This window comes from Streptomyces sp. MB09-01, assembly GCF_033794505.1.
Taxonomy (GTDB): domain Bacteria; phylum Actinomycetota; class Actinomycetes; order Streptomycetales; family Streptomycetaceae; genus Streptomyces.
Window position 1 is genome coordinate 1 of sequence record NZ_JARAYQ010000207.1, and the last position, 15,138, is coordinate 15,138.

The 15,138-nt window shown below is 73.6% G+C and carries 14 protein-coding genes; 6 read left to right on the top strand and 8 right to left on the bottom strand.

The window, feature by feature from the left end:
- Nucleotides 1–12: 12 nt before the first annotated feature.
- The 3 genes from PV721_RS32120 (at nucleotide 13) to PV721_RS32130 (ending at nucleotide 2,995) form a co-directional block, all read left to right on the top strand.
- Nucleotides 13–1,527, top strand: a complete 1,515-nt coding sequence (locus tag PV721_RS32120; protein ID WP_319730566.1) for a serine-threonine protein kinase — start codon at nucleotides 13–15, stop codon at nucleotides 1,525–1,527.
- A gap of 95 nt (nucleotides 1,528–1,622) precedes the next feature.
- Entirely contained in the window at nucleotides 1,623–2,204 is a 582-nt protein-coding gene (locus PV721_RS32125; protein WP_319730543.1) for a hypothetical protein, read from the top strand.
- Complete coding sequence (locus PV721_RS32130; protein WP_319730545.1) at nucleotides 2,201–2,995, top strand: 3-keto-5-aminohexanoate cleavage protein; 795 nt, start codon at nucleotides 2,201–2,203, stop codon at nucleotides 2,993–2,995. Before PV721_RS32125 ends, PV721_RS32130 begins: the two co-directional genes overlap by 4 nt.
- Here the strand turns inward: PV721_RS32130 and soxR are convergent.
- Nucleotides 2,976–3,419 carry a redox-sensitive transcriptional activator SoxR gene (soxR, locus tag PV721_RS32135; RefSeq protein ID WP_319730547.1) on the bottom strand — a complete coding sequence of 148 codons (444 nt, stop codon included), beginning with the start codon at nucleotides 3,417–3,419 and terminating at the stop codon, nucleotides 2,976–2,978. The two genes, PV721_RS32130 and soxR, sit on opposite strands and share 20 nt — an antisense overlap.
- A 227-nt stretch (nucleotides 3,420–3,646) precedes the next feature.
- On the opposite strand from soxR, the gene PV721_RS32140 reads away from it, so the two are divergent.
- On the top strand, nucleotides 3,647–4,108 hold the full coding sequence (locus PV721_RS32140) for a MaoC family dehydratase (protein ID WP_319730549.1): 462 nt from the start codon (nucleotides 3,647–3,649) through the stop codon (nucleotides 4,106–4,108).
- On the opposite strand, the gene PV721_RS32145 is transcribed toward PV721_RS32140, so the two are convergent.
- The 3 genes from PV721_RS32145 to PV721_RS32155 form a co-directional block, all read right to left on the bottom strand.
- On the bottom strand, nucleotides 4,099–4,734 hold the full coding sequence (locus PV721_RS32145; RefSeq protein WP_319730551.1) for a TetR/AcrR family transcriptional regulator: 636 nt from the start codon (nucleotides 4,732–4,734) through the stop codon (nucleotides 4,099–4,101). The genes PV721_RS32140 and PV721_RS32145 overlap by 10 nt on opposite strands.
- Nucleotides 4,735–4,811: 77 nt before the next feature.
- The gene (locus PV721_RS32150; protein WP_319730553.1) at nucleotides 4,812–5,099 is read right to left on the bottom strand and encodes a YiaA/YiaB family inner membrane protein; all 288 of its coding nucleotides are present in this window, start codon (nucleotides 5,097–5,099) and stop codon (nucleotides 4,812–4,814) included.
- 126 nt (nucleotides 5,100–5,225) lie between these two features.
- On the bottom strand, nucleotides 5,226–6,377 hold the full coding sequence (locus PV721_RS32155; RefSeq protein WP_319730555.1) for an acyl-CoA dehydrogenase family protein: 1,152 nt from the start codon (nucleotides 6,375–6,377) through the stop codon (nucleotides 5,226–5,228).
- A 79-nt stretch (nucleotides 6,378–6,456) separates the two neighbouring features.
- On the opposite strand from PV721_RS32155, the gene PV721_RS32160 reads away from it, so the two are divergent.
- Together PV721_RS32160 and PV721_RS32165 are read left to right on the top strand one after the other, a co-directional pair.
- Nucleotides 6,457–7,098 (top strand): TetR/AcrR family transcriptional regulator, encoded by a 642-nt coding sequence (locus PV721_RS32160; protein WP_319730557.1) that lies wholly within the window; start codon nucleotides 6,457–6,459, stop codon nucleotides 7,096–7,098.
- The gene (locus tag PV721_RS32165) at nucleotides 7,095–8,390 is read left to right on the top strand and encodes a HEAT repeat domain-containing protein (RefSeq protein WP_319730558.1); all 1,296 of its coding nucleotides are present in this window, start codon (nucleotides 7,095–7,097) and stop codon (nucleotides 8,388–8,390) included. Before PV721_RS32160 ends, PV721_RS32165 begins: the two co-directional genes overlap by 4 nt.
- A 97-nt stretch (nucleotides 8,391–8,487) precedes the next feature.
- On the opposite strand, the gene PV721_RS32170 is transcribed toward PV721_RS32165, so the two are convergent.
- From PV721_RS32170 to PV721_RS32185, 4 genes are all read right to left on the bottom strand, one after another.
- Nucleotides 8,488–9,567: a Zn-dependent alcohol dehydrogenase gene (locus PV721_RS32170; protein ID WP_319730559.1), complete on the bottom strand. Its 1,080-nt coding sequence runs from the start codon at nucleotides 9,565–9,567 to the stop codon at nucleotides 8,488–8,490.
- 67 nt (nucleotides 9,568–9,634) lie between these two features.
- Complete coding sequence (locus PV721_RS32175) at nucleotides 9,635–11,047, bottom strand: aldehyde dehydrogenase family protein (RefSeq protein WP_319730561.1); 1,413 nt, start codon at nucleotides 11,045–11,047, stop codon at nucleotides 9,635–9,637.
- Nucleotides 11,048–11,145: 98 nt separating this feature from the next.
- Nucleotides 11,146–12,648, bottom strand: coding sequence for a citrate:proton symporter (locus PV721_RS32180; RefSeq protein WP_319730563.1), 1,503 nt, complete (start codon nucleotides 12,646–12,648; stop codon nucleotides 11,146–11,148).
- Between the two features lie 73 nt (nucleotides 12,649–12,721).
- Complete coding sequence (locus PV721_RS32185; RefSeq protein WP_319730565.1) at nucleotides 12,722–14,953, bottom strand: molybdopterin-dependent oxidoreductase; 2,232 nt, start codon at nucleotides 14,951–14,953, stop codon at nucleotides 12,722–12,724.
- Nucleotides 14,954–15,138 lie beyond the last annotated feature (185 nt).

Here is a 15,138-nt window from a genome sequence, read left to right on the forward strand (position 1 = left end):
GAGGGGGACGTCATGGCGGACATCGGTGGCGGGTTCGGGATCGGGGCCGGGATCGGGGCCGGGACGGCGGCCGGGATCGCGGCGGGGAACGGAGCGGAGAACGGGCTCGGGGTCGCGGCGGGCAACCGGCTCGGGGCCGCGGCCGGGACCGGGATCGGCGTCGGGCCGTACGCGGAGCTGACCTTCGACTCCGAAGGGGACGTGGACCGGGTCACGCAGGGTGCGGTGGCCCGGATGGAGGCCACGGACGTGCTGGTCTTCGCGCACGGCTGGAACAGCGACCGGTCCACCGCGACGCGGCTCTACGACCGGTTCTTCGCCCCCTTCCCGGGGTTGGTGGGCTCGGGGGTGCGCCTCGGCTACGTGGGCGTCGTATGGCCCTCGATGCGGTTCTCCGACGAGCCGATACCCGACTTCGACGCACCGGGCGCGCTTGCGGAACCCGGTTTCGGCACGGCACTGGACCCCGTCACCCGCCGGGCCCTCGGGGAGTTCTGGCCGGGGCGCCAGGCGGAGCTCGACCGGGTCGCGGAACTCCTGGAGGAACGGCCGGAGTCGGCGGCCGCCTTCATCGAGTTCGGCGCGCTCGTACGGGAGCTGGCGGGCGTGGACACGGTGCCCGCGGCGGTGGCTCCGGCGGTCCCCGCCATCTTCACGGACGACGTGCTGGAGGTGTGCCGGGTCCTCGCCGACGCCCTGGCCACGGCGGGCGCGCCGGCCGGCGGCGCGGACGAGCCGGAGCTGGCGGCCGACGGGCCGGGTTCGCCCGTCGACGGGCCGGGCCTCGCGGTCGGCGGGCCGGGCCTCGTCGTCGGCGGGCCGGGCCTCGCGGTCGGCGGGCCTGGCCTCGTGCTTGGCGGCTCCCTGCGCGGTCTGTGGGGCGGCGCCAAGGAGCTGCTGCGGCAGGCGACGTACTACAAGATGAAGAAGCGGGCGGGCGTGGTCGGCGAGCGCGGGCTCGGTCCGGTGCTGGCGCAGCTGGCGGCCGACCGCCCGGCCCTGCGCTTCCACCTGATCGGGCACAGCTTCGGGGCGCGGGTGGTGTCCTTCGCGCTGCGCGCGGTGCCGGACGGCGCCCGGTACGTGAAGTCCGTGACCCTGCTCCAGGGGGCCTTCTCCCACTACGCGTTCGCCGACCGGCTGCCGCACGACAGGAGCAACGGCGGCGCCCTGCGCGGCCTCCAGCGGAGGGTCGACGGCCCGGTCGTGGCCTGCCACTCCCCCCACGACTCGGCCCTCCGGCTCTTCTATCCGCTGGCCTCCCGGATGGCAGGGGATTCGGCCGGAGTGCTGGGCTTCGACGAACGGTGGGGCGCCATCGGTCACGACGGGGTGCAGGCGGTGCAGGGCGCGCCGCGGATGAGCCTCGACACCGCCCTGCGCGAGGGGGTGCCCGCGGCCGGTTGCGTCAGTGTGGACGCGGGCTCGGTGGTCCGCCGCGGGGGCGCCCCCTCGGGGGCGCACAGCGACATCTGCCACGAGAAACTGGCCCGGGTGGTGGTGGCCGCGGGGCGCATGGGGCGCTGAGTTCTGGCCATGTGCCACCCACACGCCTCGACCGCCCCCGCATGCGCCCGGCCCGGGCAGGGCATGTTGGGCACATCGGCGGAGGTGATGGTGTGATGGCAGGTTTCCGGAGTCTGGCCTACCAGGTGCGCGACGCGCGCAATGACCGGGCCTTGCGGCGCCATTCGCTGCGCCGTTGCCTGGAGCGGTTCGCTCCGTACGGGCACCGTGCCACGTGGTGGCACCTGTGCGACCGGCACGGGATCGCTCCCGAGGACCGGGGGGCTGATCCGCTGCGGCTGGTCGCCGCACTGGAGGAACTGGAGGACGCGCGGGCGGTCTGGCTGGAGTACGAGCGCCAGTTCGCGGAGCGGCGCCGCCGGGAGAAGCACGACGGGCTGCGCCGGCCGGAGTGGGCGTGGGGCGGGAGCGGGGACGCCGTGGTGCGGTGCGCGGATCCCGGCGTGCGGCCGGAGGGGGCGCTGGGCGAGGTACTGCGGCGGCTGGTGCGGGCGCTGGAATCGGAGCCGGGGACGGCGTGCCCGGTCTGCGGGGACACGGAACTGCGGTGGCCGCCGGTGGCTCCGGTCGGGCCGTGGGAGGGGGCCTGGGCCTGGGACGGGCCGGTGTGCGCGGGCTGCGGGATCGTGGTGCCGAGACCGGCGCTGGCGGAGACGCCCCAGGCGGGGGCCGCGTGACGCCGTTGCTGCTGGCCTCGGTGAACGGTGCCAGGAACGCCGTCGACGGCCCGGCCGTGCCGATGTCTCCGGCGGACCTGGCGGAGTCGGCGCTGGCGGCGGTCGCCGCCGGGGCCGGGGAGGTGCTGGTCCACCCACGGACGCCGTGCGGGCGGGAGAGCCTCTCGCCGCGGGTGGTGGGACCGGTGCTGGCGGCGATGCGGGGCGCGGGGGTCCACGTACCGCTGTCGGTGCCGGCGGGCATCGCGGCCGAGCCCGATCCCGCGGGGCGGCTGGAACGGGTGCGCTCGTGGACGGTGCTGCCGGACCGGGCGGTGGTGCACTTCGGGGAGCCGGGGGCCGGGGAGCTGGCGCAGGCGCTGCTGGCGCGGGGGGTCGCGGTGGACGCCGTGGTGCCGCTGGGCGGACCGGCCGGGCCGGAGCCGATGGCACGGTTCCTGGCCTGGCCGGTGCGCGAGCCGGGGCTGGTCCGGCTCGTGGCCGAACTCGCCGCGGCCGATCCGGCGCTGGTGGCCGGGCTGCGCGGGCTGCCGCCGGTGGCGGTGCTGGTGTACGGGCGGGAGGCGGCGGCCTGGCCGGTGCTGCGGCTGGCCGCGCGGTGCGGAACTGGCGCGCGGACCGGCGCGGGCGACGTACTGCACCTGCCGGACGGGCGGCCGGCCCGGTCGAATGCCGAACTGGTGGCGGCGGCCCGGGACGTGGTGGCGGCTTCCCGGCAACCGGTGACTGCTTCCCGGGAACCGGCGCCGGCGGGCGCCGCCGCCCCGGGGACTACAGCCTCGAACCGGTGAGGCGTTCGCCGAAGACGTCGTCCGGGTTGGACAGGGCGCAGGTCTTCATCGAGAGGCACCCGCAGCCGATGCAGTCCGTCAGATGGTCGCGCAGCCGGCCGAGCCGCATGATCCGCTGGTCGAGCTCGGTGCGCCAGGCCTCGGAGAGGCGGGCCCAGTCCTCGCGCGTGGGGGTGCGTTCCTCGGGGAGCTGGGCGAGGGCCTCGCGGATGCTGGCCAGCGGGATGCCGACGCGCTGGGCGGCGCGCACGAAGGCGACGCGGCGCAGCGCGTCACGGGTGTAGCGGCGCTGGTTGCCGGAGGTGCGGCGGCTGCTGATCAGGCCCTTGGCCTCGTAGAAGTGGAGTGCGGAGACGGCCGCGCCGCTACGGGCGGACAGCTGGCCGACGGTGAGCTCGTGGACTTTCTCGGGAATCTGCGGCACCCGGCCGAGCGTAGTCGGAGGTCCGTTGACATACACATGCGGTCCCAGCATGCTGAGCAAGCGCTTATTCGTCGGCTGGCGGCCCGTGTCCCTTCGTCGTCGCCCGCCAGTCGTCCGTCAGTTGAGTCAGCTGTCCGTCAGTCGGGCCAGTTGTCCGTCAGTCGGGGCAGCCGTCCGTCAGTCGGATCAGCTGTTCGTCAGTTGTCCGTGAGAGGCAGGAGCAGGGCATGGCCGAGCCGAGGGTCTTCACGTCCGCCGAGGAACTGCGCGCCGGGGTCGGCGAGCCGCTCGGTCCCAGCGAGTGGCTGGAGGTGGACCAGAAGCGGATCGACCTCTTCGCGGACGCCACCGGGGATCACCAGTGGATCCACGTGGACCCGGCGCGGGCGGCGGGCGGACCCTTCGGTTCCACCATCGCGCACGGCTATCTGACGCTGTCCCTGCTGCCCAGCCTGGTGCCGCAGATCATGCGGGTCGAGGGCATGCGGATGGGTCTCAACTACGGGACGAACAAAGTCCGTTTCCCCGCGCCGGTACCGGTCGGCTCGCGGCTGCGCGCCACAGCCTTGATCACGGAGGTCGCGGAGGCGGGCGGCGGCGTGCAGGTCACGGCCGCCGTCACGGTCGAGCGCGAGGGCGGCGACAAGCCGGTGTGCGTGGCGGAGTCGGTGTCCCGCTACTACTTCTGAGGGCGCGTCCGCGCGGCCACCATGCGGAGCACGAGGTCGGCATAGAGCCCGCCGACCTCGTCGGGCGTGCGCTGTCCGGCCACGCTGAACCAGCGGGCCACGTCGATGCACAGCGAGAGCACCGCGAGGGTGGTGCCCGGCACGTCCGGGACGTCGAACTCCCCTGCGGCGACCCCGTCCGCGAGGATCCGGCGGACGGCGGCGTCGCTCTGCCGGCGCAGTGCCACGATTTCGGAGCGGTGCTCCGGAGCGAGAGCATCGAGCTCGTACTGGACCACGCGCGCGGTCGTGTGATGCGCCGCGTGCCACCGCACGAAGGACCGTACGGCGGCATCGAGCCGCTCGGCGGCGCAGCCGGGGCCGTCGGCCGCCGTGGTGAGGATCTCCAGCGCCTTGTCGTGGCCGATCCGGCTGATCCGGTGGAGCAGCTCTTCCTTGGTCTTGTAGTGGATGTAGAGGGCGGCCGGGCTCATGCCGGCCCGGCCCGCGATGTCACGTGTGGTGGTGGCGTGGTACCCGCGCTCGGCGAAGGCCTCGACGGCGGCGACGAGCAGCCGCCGCGCGGCGTCGGGGGTGACCTCGGACCACGGCCGGTAGCCGCCGACCGTCTCCTCCGCGCTGTCCATCGCTCACTCACCTCTTCACCGTGTGGAAGTGAACACCTTACCGGAGGGTGAGCAAGCGCTTAGTGCGCTCGGGCCGACTACTTCGGGGCGAAGGGATCGTACTCGGCCATGATCTTCTCCATCCTGGCCTGATCCACCCTGCTGACGATCTGCGTGACTTCCTGGCGGTCGCGGATCACCTTGGCGAGGGTGAAGGCCGAGGTGGTGAGGTACAGGACGGCGATGCCCAGGAAACCGCGCACCCAGCCGTCCACCTCCATGTTGTAGATCCCCACGGCCACGGCGCCGATGGCGATGCCGAAGGAGGCGACGGCCTGGCCGTAGTACGCCCCCGTGTTCTGCTGCTTGACCGGTGTCTCGTTCATGGGTCGAGCATCGGGCGGGCCGGGGCCGGGCACATCCGCACGCGTACTCATGCGGATACTCAGCCGGTCGGCCGGTCAGCGGGTCCGTCGGTCCATCGGTCCGTCGGCCCGTCGGCCCGTCGGGGCTCAGAAGGCGGAGACCCCGGTGCGGGCGCGGCCGATGAGCAGCTTCTGGATCTGGCTGGTGCCCTCGTACAGGGTCATCACGCGGGCGTCGCGCAGCAGTTTGCCGGCCGGGTACTCGTCGATGTAGCCGTATCCGCCGTGCACCTGCAGGGCGTTGCTCGCGGCGCGCACGGCGGCTTCGGAGGCGAAGAGCTTGGCGGTGGAGGACTCGGTGGCGAAGGGCTGCCCGCGGTCGATGAGGTCCGCGACGCGCCAGGTCAGCAGCCTGGCGGCGTCCACGTCGACCGAGATGTCGGCGATCAGCTCCTGCACCAGCTGGTGGTGGGCGATCGGCTTGCCGAACTGCTCGCGCTGGGCGGCGTACGAGACGGCCGCGTCCAGCGCCGCCTGCGCGATGCCGACACAGCCGGCGGCGACCGACATCCGGCCCTTGGCGAGGGCGGACATGGCGACCGAGAAGCCCTTGCCCTCGGGTCCGAGCATCGCGGAGGCGGGTACGCGGACGCCGTCGAGGGAGAGTTCGGCGGTGGCCTGGCCGCGCAGGCCGAGTTTGCCGTGGACCTCGCGGCGGGTCAGGCCCGGCGTGTCGGTGGGGACGAGGAAGGCGGATATGCCGCGGTGGCCGGGCTCGTCGCCGGTGCGGGCGAAGAGCAGCACCACATCGGCCCAGGTGCCGTTGGTGATGAACATCTTGCTGCCGTCGAGGACGTACGCGTCCCCCGCGCGCACCGCGCGGGTGGTGAGGTTGCCGGCATCGGAGCCGGTGCCGGGCTCGGTCAGCCCGAAGCAGCCGAGCGCGTCACCGGAGCAGAGGCGGGGGAGCCAGGCCCGTTTCTGTTCCTCGGTCCCCCAGGCGGTGATCGTCTTGGCGACCAGGCCGAGGGAGACGGAGACGATGCCGCGCACGGCGGAGTCGCCGCGTCCGAGCTCCTCGGTGACCAGGACGTAGGCGAGGTGGTCGCCACCGGAACCGCCGTACTCCTCGGGGACGGTCAGGCCGAGGAAGCCGAGCGCGCCCAGCTTCTTCACGATGGCCCGGTCCACGCTCTCGGCCCGGTCCCACGCGGCGGCGTACGGAACCACCTCGCGCTCGGTGAACTCCCGGGCGAGCCGGCGTACGGCACTCTGCTCCTCGCTCAGCTCCAGATTCACCGGGCACCTCCGGGCGTCTCGTCCGGGCACTTTAACTAGCACCGGTAGTTTACGGCGGCCAGGCCCTACTATGTGGCGCATGGCCAGACCGCGCAAGCCCCTCCTCAGCCGGGACCGCATCGTCGATGCGGCCGGCGCGCTGGTGGACGCGGAGGGGCTGGAGGCGGTGTCGACGCGGCGGCTCGCGGCGGCGCTCGGCGTCAGCGGGCCCTCTCTCTACAACCACTTCCGCACCAAGGACGAGATCCTGGACGCGGTGGCGGACTCGGTCAGCGCACGGGTCGACTTGTCGATGTTCGACGGCGGCCGGGACTGGCGGGCCGCGCTGCACGCGTGGGCGCACTCGTACCGCGACGCCCTGGCGGACCACCCGAACATCGTGCCGGTGCTGGCCCGCGGGCCGGGGCGCCGCCCGGCCGGGCTGCGGCTGGCGGACGCGGTGTTCGGCGCGATGACGGCGGCCGGCTGGCCACCGGCGCAGGCGACCCGGATCGGCGCGCTGATGCGGTACTTCATCCTGGGCTCGGCGGTGGCCTCCTTCGCCCGGGGTTTCGTGGACGACCGCACCGCGTACGACCCGGCGGACTATCCCCACCTGGGCCAGGCCCACCTGCTGGCGGAGCGCGGGCGCGAGGTGGACGAAGGCGCCTTCGAGACGGGTTTGACGGCGCTGCTGGACGGGCTGGCCCTCCAGTACGAGGCGTTGAAGGAGACTGCGTGACGCACGGGGACTCCCCCTTGATCACGGCGGCGCGGTCCGACGACGCGGCGCGCGTGCGCGCCCTCCTGGAGGCGGATCCCGATCTGGAGGTCCTCGGCGCGGACGGCCTGACGGCGCTGGAGATCGCCGCGGCCCGTGGCGCGTACCCGGTGGTCGACGCCCTGCGCAGCCACGGGGCGAGGGTCGACCGCCTGGGCCCCGACGGGCTGACCCCGCTGCTGCGCGCGGTCGACGCCGGGGCCTACGCGGTCGTCTCACTGCTCCTGTCCTCCTCGGCGGCGACCTGGCCGACGGGACCCGACGGGCGCACGGCCCTGGAACTGGCCCGCCACTGGCACGAGACGGGCGCCGAGCACGAGCTGCGCCGCCGGACGGGGGCCACGGGACCGGCGGAGCTCAGCCGGATCCCGGACGACGAGTACTCCTTCACCGGCCTGCTGCGGCTGGGAGGCGCCGACGCGTGGGTGCGCACCGGGCACACGGCGATCCTGTGCGAGCTGGAGGCGGCGCACAGGATACGGACCCCCTTCGCGGAGCTCCTCGCACGCGCCGAAGCGGAGGCCGATCTCGAGGGCGTGACGCGCTGGGCGGCCGTGTCGGTGCTGTTCGGCCGGGCCGACCGCGAGACCTGGGAGGAGGCGGCGGCGCTGCGCGTCCATCCGCTGTCCTCGGTACGGCACTTCGGCGCCGAGGTGGCGCGCTGCATGGCCCTCTTCGACGAGTGCGACGGGGGCGGGACCTGTGTCGACGGGCCCGCGTGCGTGCAGGTGCTGACGTGGGACCTCTTCCTCGACTGGGCGACGGACGAGCCTGCGCCCGATGTTCTCGCCGTGCTGCTCAAAGGCCTCCCGGAGTGCTGCGCCGCGGGGTCGGGCGCTGCTGTCGCCGACGCCCTGCTCCCCCACGCGCGCCATCCGTCCGCTGCGGTCCGGCGGGCGGTCGCCGGGGCGTTGATCGGCTGTGCGGGTGAGGAACGGGTGGGCCCGGCGCTGCTCGCCTGCCTCCGGGACGCCGACGCCGTGGTGCGCATCCAGGGCTGCCGCGCGGTGGCGGAACGGGGTGACCGTTCCCTCGAGGTGCGCAAAGCGCTGCTGCCGCTGCTGGGCGATCCGTCGGTCGAGATCCAGGCCGAGGCGGTACGGGCGCTCGTGCTGCTCGACGACCCGCGGGGCGAGGAGGTGTTGGACTGGGTCAGCTCCGGGTACCAGGAGGACTGGCCCGGGTACTGGTCGCTGGACGACGCCCACCGGCACCTGCGGCGGCGAGAGGCGACGGGCGGCGCGGCCGACTGAGATCGGCCGCGCCGGTCGGGCGCAGGGCGGGGCGTGCGGGGGCCGGGCGGCCCGTGCGTGAGGCGGCGGCGGTGCGTGAGGCGGGCGGCGCGTGCGGCTAGAAGACGACCAGGGAGCGGCCGCCCTTGCCCGCCAGCATGGCGTCGAACGCGGCCGGGATGCCGTCGAGGGTGATGCGGTCGGTGACCAGGGCGCCGAGGTCGAGGCGGCCCGCGCGGACGTGTTCGGCGATCACCGGGAGGTCGCGGGCGGGGTCGCTGTTGCCGTAGACGCAGCCGGTGAGGGTGCGGGCGAAGTGGAAGATCTCCAGGGCGTGGAAGGTGATCTGCTGCTCCTTGCCGCCGATGCCGACGACCGTGGTGCGGCCGCCGCGGCGGGTGGACTCCCAGGCTCCGCGGATGGTCTGCGCCCGGCCGACGCATTCGACGGCGACGTCCGCGCCCTGGCCTGCGGTGAGCGCGCGGATCTGCTGGGCGGTGGTGTCGGAGGCGAGCACGAACTCGGTGGCCCCGGCCGCGCGGGCCAGCTCCTCCTTGGCCGGGGACACGTCGACGGCGATGACCGGGCCCGCCTGAGCGATCCGGGCGGCCTGCAGCGCGGCCAGCCCGACTCCGCCGACGCCGAAGACGGCCACCGACTCTCCCGGGCGGACCTGGGCGCTGTGGTGGACGGCCCCGTAGCCGGTGAGGACGGCGCACCCGAGCAGCGCGGCCTCGGCCAACGGGATCCCGGCGGGCGCGGGCAGCACGCAGTTGGCCGCGACGACGGTCTCCTCGGCGAAGGCGGCCACGTTCAGCCCGGGGTGCAGCTCGGTGCCCTGCGCGTCGTGCGCGTAGACCGCGCCGACCCCGGTGAGCGCCTTGGCGCAGAGCCAGACCTCGCCGATCGTGCAGTGGTGGCACTCCCCGCAGGACGGGGCCCAGTTGAGCACCACGCCGTCGCCGGGTGCGACGTGCGTGACGCCCTCCCCGACGGCGAGGACCGTGCCCGCGCCCTCGTGGCCGAGGACGGCGGGTACGGGGACGCGCATGGTGCCGTTGGTGAGGGAGAGGTCGGAGTGGCAGACCCCGGCTGCGGCGAGCCGCACCCGGACCTGTCCGGGGCCGGGATCGGGCAGCACGATCTCCCGTATCTCCAGCGGGGCTCCGACGGCGGGCAGGATGGCGGCGCGGACCATGGTCGTCGTCTCGTCTTTCCGGTGCTGGGGAGGGGGAGGGGGCCGGGAACTCGTAGGTGGCGCGGGATCAGAACTGCAGGGACTTGGTCTGGAGGTACTCCGCCAGGCCGTGGGGGCCCAGCTCGCGGCCGACGCCCGACTGCTTGTAGCCGCCGAAGGGGGCGAGGATGTTGTAGCGGCCGCCGTTGATGTCCACCTGCCCGGTGTCCATGCGGCGGGCGAAGGCCGCGGCCGTCTCCTCGTCCGCGGCCCAGACGGCGCCGCCGAGGCCGTAGACGGTGCCGTTGGCGATGCGCAGAGCCTCCTCCTCGTCCTCGTAGGCGAGGATCGACAGCACGGGGCCGAAGATCTCCTCCTGGGCGATGGTCATGTCCGGCGTGACATCGGCGAACACGGTGGGGGCCACGAAGTAGCCCTGTTCGTGCGGCGCGTCGGGCCCGCCCGCGACGAGGCGCGCGCCTTCCTCCACGCCCTTGGCGATGAAGCCGCGGACGCGTTCGTGCTGCTTCGCGTTGACGACCGGGCCGATGCGGGTGCCCGTCTCACGGGGGTCGCCGGTGGGGTATTCGGCGACGGCGGCGGCCGCGAGCGAGACGGCCTCCTCGTACTGGTCCCGGTGGACGAGCATCCGGGTGAGCGCGTTGCAGCTCTGGCCGGTGTTGTTCATGACGTGGCCGACGCCTGCCGCGACGGCCGTGGCCAGGTCGGCCCCGGGCAGGATGACATTGGCCGATTTGCCGCCGAGTTCGAGGGCGACGCGCTTGACGGCGGCGCCGGCCGTGGCGCCGATCTTCCGGCCGACGGCGGTCGAGCCGGTGAAGGAGACGAAGTCGACTCCCTCGTGCGCGGCCAGCGCCTGCCCGGCGACCGGACCGGTACCGGTCACGAGGTTGAAGACTCCGGCCGGGATCCCCGCGTCGTGCACGGCCTGGGCGAAGAGCTGTGCGGTCAGCGGGGTGTCCTCGGCCGGCTTGAGGACGAGGGTGCAGCCGGCGGCGAGAGCGGGCGCCACCTTTGCAACGACTTGGTACAGCGGATAGTTCCAGGGCGTGATGGCCCCGACCACACCGACCGGCTCCAGCAGGACGGTGGAGTTCCCGATGCGCTCCTCGAAGGCGTACGAGGCGGCCATCTCGGCGAAGGAGGAGGTGACGGCGATCGACCCGCCGACGTGTACCGCCTTCGCGAAGGGGAGCGGGGCCCCGAGTTCGGCGGTGACGGTCTCGGTCAACTCGCCCTTGCGGGCCTGCAGTGCGTCGCGGAGCGCGCCGATCAGGGCGGCCCGCTCGGCCGGGGGCGTGGCCGCCCAGCCGGGCAGGGCGGCACGGGCCGCGCGTACGGCCGCGTCGACGTCCTCTTCGTTGCCGGCGGGGACCTCGGCGATGACCTGGCCGTCGGCCGGATTGACGACCTCGATCCGGTCGGCTCCGACGGCGGGCCGCCACGCGCCGTCGATGTACATCCCGTCCTGGGCCTTCATGGCATTCCTCCCGAGTACGCACCTGCGCGTGGATCCGACCTCCCCGACACCCTACAAACTAGCGCCGGTAGTTTTTCTCTGCCAGGGGTGGCCCGGGGTCAGATGATGCCGAAAAGCATCCCTGCCGCGAGGACGACGAGAGAGGTCAGAGCCGCCCATTTCACGGTGAATCGGGTGTGGTCGCCGAACTCGACCTTGGCCATGCCGACGAGGACGTAGACGGCCGGAACCAGCGGGCTGGACATGTGCAGCGCCTGCCCGACGAGGGAGGCGCGGGCGATCTCCAGCGGGGAGACCCCATGGGCGGCGCCGGCCTCGGCGAGGACGGGCAGGACGCCGAAGTAGAAGCCGTCGTTGGACATGAAGTAGGTGAGCGGCAGGCTGAGCAGCCCGGTGACGAGCGCCATGTGCGGGCCCATGCCCTCGGGGATGGCACCGACGAGCCAGTCGGCCATGTGCTTGACCATGCCGGTGCCGGTGAGGACCCCGGTGAAGACGGCGGCGGCGAAGACCATGCCGGCGACGTTCAGGACGTTGTCGGCGTGGGCGGCGATCCGAGCCTTCTGGTCGGGCATGTGCGGGAAGTTGACGGTGAGGGCGAGGGCGGCGCCGAGCAGGAACAGCACCGGGATGGGCAGCAGCTCCATGATCATCGCGGTGAGCAGCGCGACGGTGAGGCCGGCGTTGAACCAGTAGAGGCGCGGTCGCAGGGTGGGGCGCTGCGGGTCGAGGCCCTGGAAGCCGTCTCCCTCACCGGGCGGGGTGGCGGAGGCGTGGCCACCGGCGACCACGGCGGAACCGGAATCCGAACCGGAACCGGGCTCCGGGCCGGAGCCGGGGGCGCCGCCGGTGCGCAGGCCGGAGCCGGCCACGACGAGGGAGGCGGACTCCGGCTTCTGCTCCAGCTCCAGCTCCGACTTCGACCCCGGCTCCGGCTTCGACCCCGACTCCGGCTCCGGCTCCGGCTCCTCGCCAGGAAGGGCGAGGAGGCCGACCCGACGGCGCTCCTTGATGCCGAGGACGTACGCCAGGACGAACACGAAGAGCAGGCCCGCCGCGAGCGCCGGGATCATCGGGACGAAGATGTCGGCGGCGTCGAGCTTGAGGGCGGTGGCGGCTCGCGCCGTGGGGCCGCCCCAGGGCAGGGTGTTCATGACGCCGTTGGCCGTGGCCGCGACGCCCGTCATGACCACCAGGCTCAGGCCGAGTCGCTTGTAGAGCGGATACATGGCCGAAACGGTGATCATGAAGGTGGTCGATCCGTCGCCGTCGAGCGAGACGATCGCGGCGAGGACGGCGGTGCCGACCACCACCCGCATCGGGTCCGCCTTGCAGAAGCGCAGGATGCCGCGAACGATCGGATCGAAGAGACCGACGTCGATCATCACGCCGAAGTAGACGATGGCGAACATCAGCATGGCGGCGGTCGGCGCGAGCTTGCCGACGCCATCGATGACGTAATCGCCGAGGTGCGCGCCCTTGCCTGCGAACACGCAGAAGAGTGCGGGGATGAGGACGAGCGCCGCGATGGGCGACATTTTCTTCATCATGATCAGGACCAGGAAGGTCGCGATCATGGCGAAGCCGAGGAAGGTCAGCATGGGGGGAAGGTAGGTGCCGCCTCCTGGGGCCAACAAGACGTCTGCGCGTGAGCAATACGAGCAAAACCCCAGCTCAGGGCAGGGGTGTGAGCTCGACGGGGAAGCCGTTGAGCACGGCTGTGCCGGACAGCCGGTCGAGCCGGGTGCCGTTGAGCAGCTGGTTGACGTTGGCACCGGGCGCGGCGGAGGCCACCGCGAGCCGGGCGCCCGCACGGTCGTGGCCCCAGCCGTGCGGAAGGCTCACCACGCCGGTGCGGACGGCGTCGGTGACCTCGACCGGCACTTCCAGGCTCCCGCCCTCGGCGGTGATCCGGGCCCGGCCGCCCTCGGTGAGACCCAGCCGGCTGGCATCCTGCGGGTGGACCTGCAGGGTGCAGCGGTTGGAACCTCCGGTGAGGGCCGGAACGTTGTGCAACCAGCTGTTGTTGGACCGCAGGTGGCGGCGGCCCACGAGCACCAGCGTGGCGGGGCGGTCGGCGAGCGCCGCGCGCAGCCTGGGGAGCTCGGCCGCGATCGGGTCCGGGAGCAGCTCGATCCTGCCGCTGCGGGTCCTCAGCACGCCCGGGAGCCGGGGCTGCAGCGGGCCCAGGTCGATGCCGTGCGGGTGCGCGAGCAGCCGCTCCAGGCTGAGCTGCCCCTCGGCCGCCGCGCCGAACCGGTCTCCGTACGGCCCGAGTCGCAGCATCAGGTCGAGCCGGCGCTCGGGGCCGCTCTCGCCGGTGAGCAGGCCGGCGAGGCGAGCCGGGTCCTCCCCGTGGAGGGGAGAGCTCGGGTCGGCGGTCTCCTTGGCGAGGGCGCCCTGGACGGCCAGCTCGTCGACGGTCTCCGGTCCGGCCGAGCCGTGCATGCCGGAGACGGCCAGGACGAGGCGCGCGTGGATCTCGCACTCGTCGAGGCGGCCGGCTTCGAGGGGGACGGCGGCGCGCGTGTAGCGCACCTGGTTGCGGACGGCGAAACCGTTGAAGGCGAAGTCGTGGTGTGCGCTCTGCGAGGGCGGCGGCGGGGGCAGAACGACGTGGGCCTGGCGGGAGGTCTCGTTCAGGTACGGGTCGACCGAGACCATGAAGTCGAGGCCGGCCAGCGCCCGGTCGAGCCGGTCGCCGTCGGGTGCCGACAGGACGGGGTTCGCGGCGATGGCGATCAGGGCGCGGATCCGCCCCTCCCCCGGCGTCTCGATCTCCTCGGCCAGAGCGGCGGTGGGCAGTTCGCTCTTGACCTCGGGGTGGCGGCTGACCCGGCTGTGCCAGCGGCCGATCGCGAACCCCTTGCCGGGCCCGGCGGGGCGGGGCTGCGGACCGGCGGCCGGGAGCGGGAAGAGGGCTCCGCCCGGCCGGTCGAGGTTTCCGGTGAGGATGTTCAGTACGTCGACCAGCCAGCTGGCCGGTGTGCCGTGCTCGACGGTGCAGCTGCCGATCCGCCCGTAGACGGCGGCGGTGGGCGCGGCCGCGAGCTCTCGGGCGAGGGTGCGGATCTCGTCGGCCGGGAGGTCGCAGGCGAGGGCCACGGCCTCAGGAGTGAAACTCGCGAGGGCGGCGGGGAGTTCCCCGAGTCCCTCGATCCGCTCTTCGAGCACGCCGGGGGCGGCAAGCTTCTCCGCGAGCAGGGTGTGCGCGAGGGCGGCGAGCAGCAGCGCGTCGCTGCCGGGGCGCGGCGCGAGGTGGCGGTCGGCGAGCGCGGCGGTCCGGGTGCGGCGCGGGTCGACGACGACCAGGGTGCCGCCGCGGGCGCGCAGCGCCTTGAGCTTGCCGGGGAAGTCGGGGGCGGTGCACAGGGAGCCGTTGGACTCGACCGGGTTGGCGCCCAGGAGCAGCAGGAAGTCGGTCCGGTCGAGGTCGGGCACCGGGATGGCGAAGGGGTCGCCGAAGAGCAGCCCGCTGGAGACGTGCTTGGGCATCTGGTCGAGGGTGCTGGCGGTGAAGAGGTTGCGGGTGCCGAGGGCCTTGAGGAGCAGCGGCGGGTAGAGGGCGCCCGCCATGGTGTGGACGTTGGGGTTGCCGAGGACCACGCCGACCGACTGGGCTCCATGCTCCCGGACGAGTGCGGGAACCGCGGCGGCGATGGCGTCGTAGGCCTCCTCCCAGGTGGCCTCCTGCAGGCGGCCGTCGCGGCGGACGAGAGGAGTGCGCAGCCGGTCGGGGTCGGCGTCGAGCTGTCCGAAGGCGGCGCCCTTGGGGCAGATGAAGCCCTTGCTGAACACGTCGTCGCGGTCACCGCGGGCGCCGGTGACCGCGGCGCCTTCGATCGTCAGGGTGAGGCCGCAGGTGGCTTCACAGAGGGGGCAGATGCGCAGGGCGGTGCGGGGCATGGGCCCTCCATGGGCGGCAGGCTGCGGCGGGCACGTGGGGAGCACCGAGCATACCGACCGGTAGGCACGGAGGGGAGGGGCCTGCGGGACCGAGTGCGGGCGGGGAGGGATCAGGTGGGGCGGGGAGGGATCAGGTGGGGCGGGGAGGGATCGGGTGGGGCGGGGAGGGATCGGGCGGGGAGGGA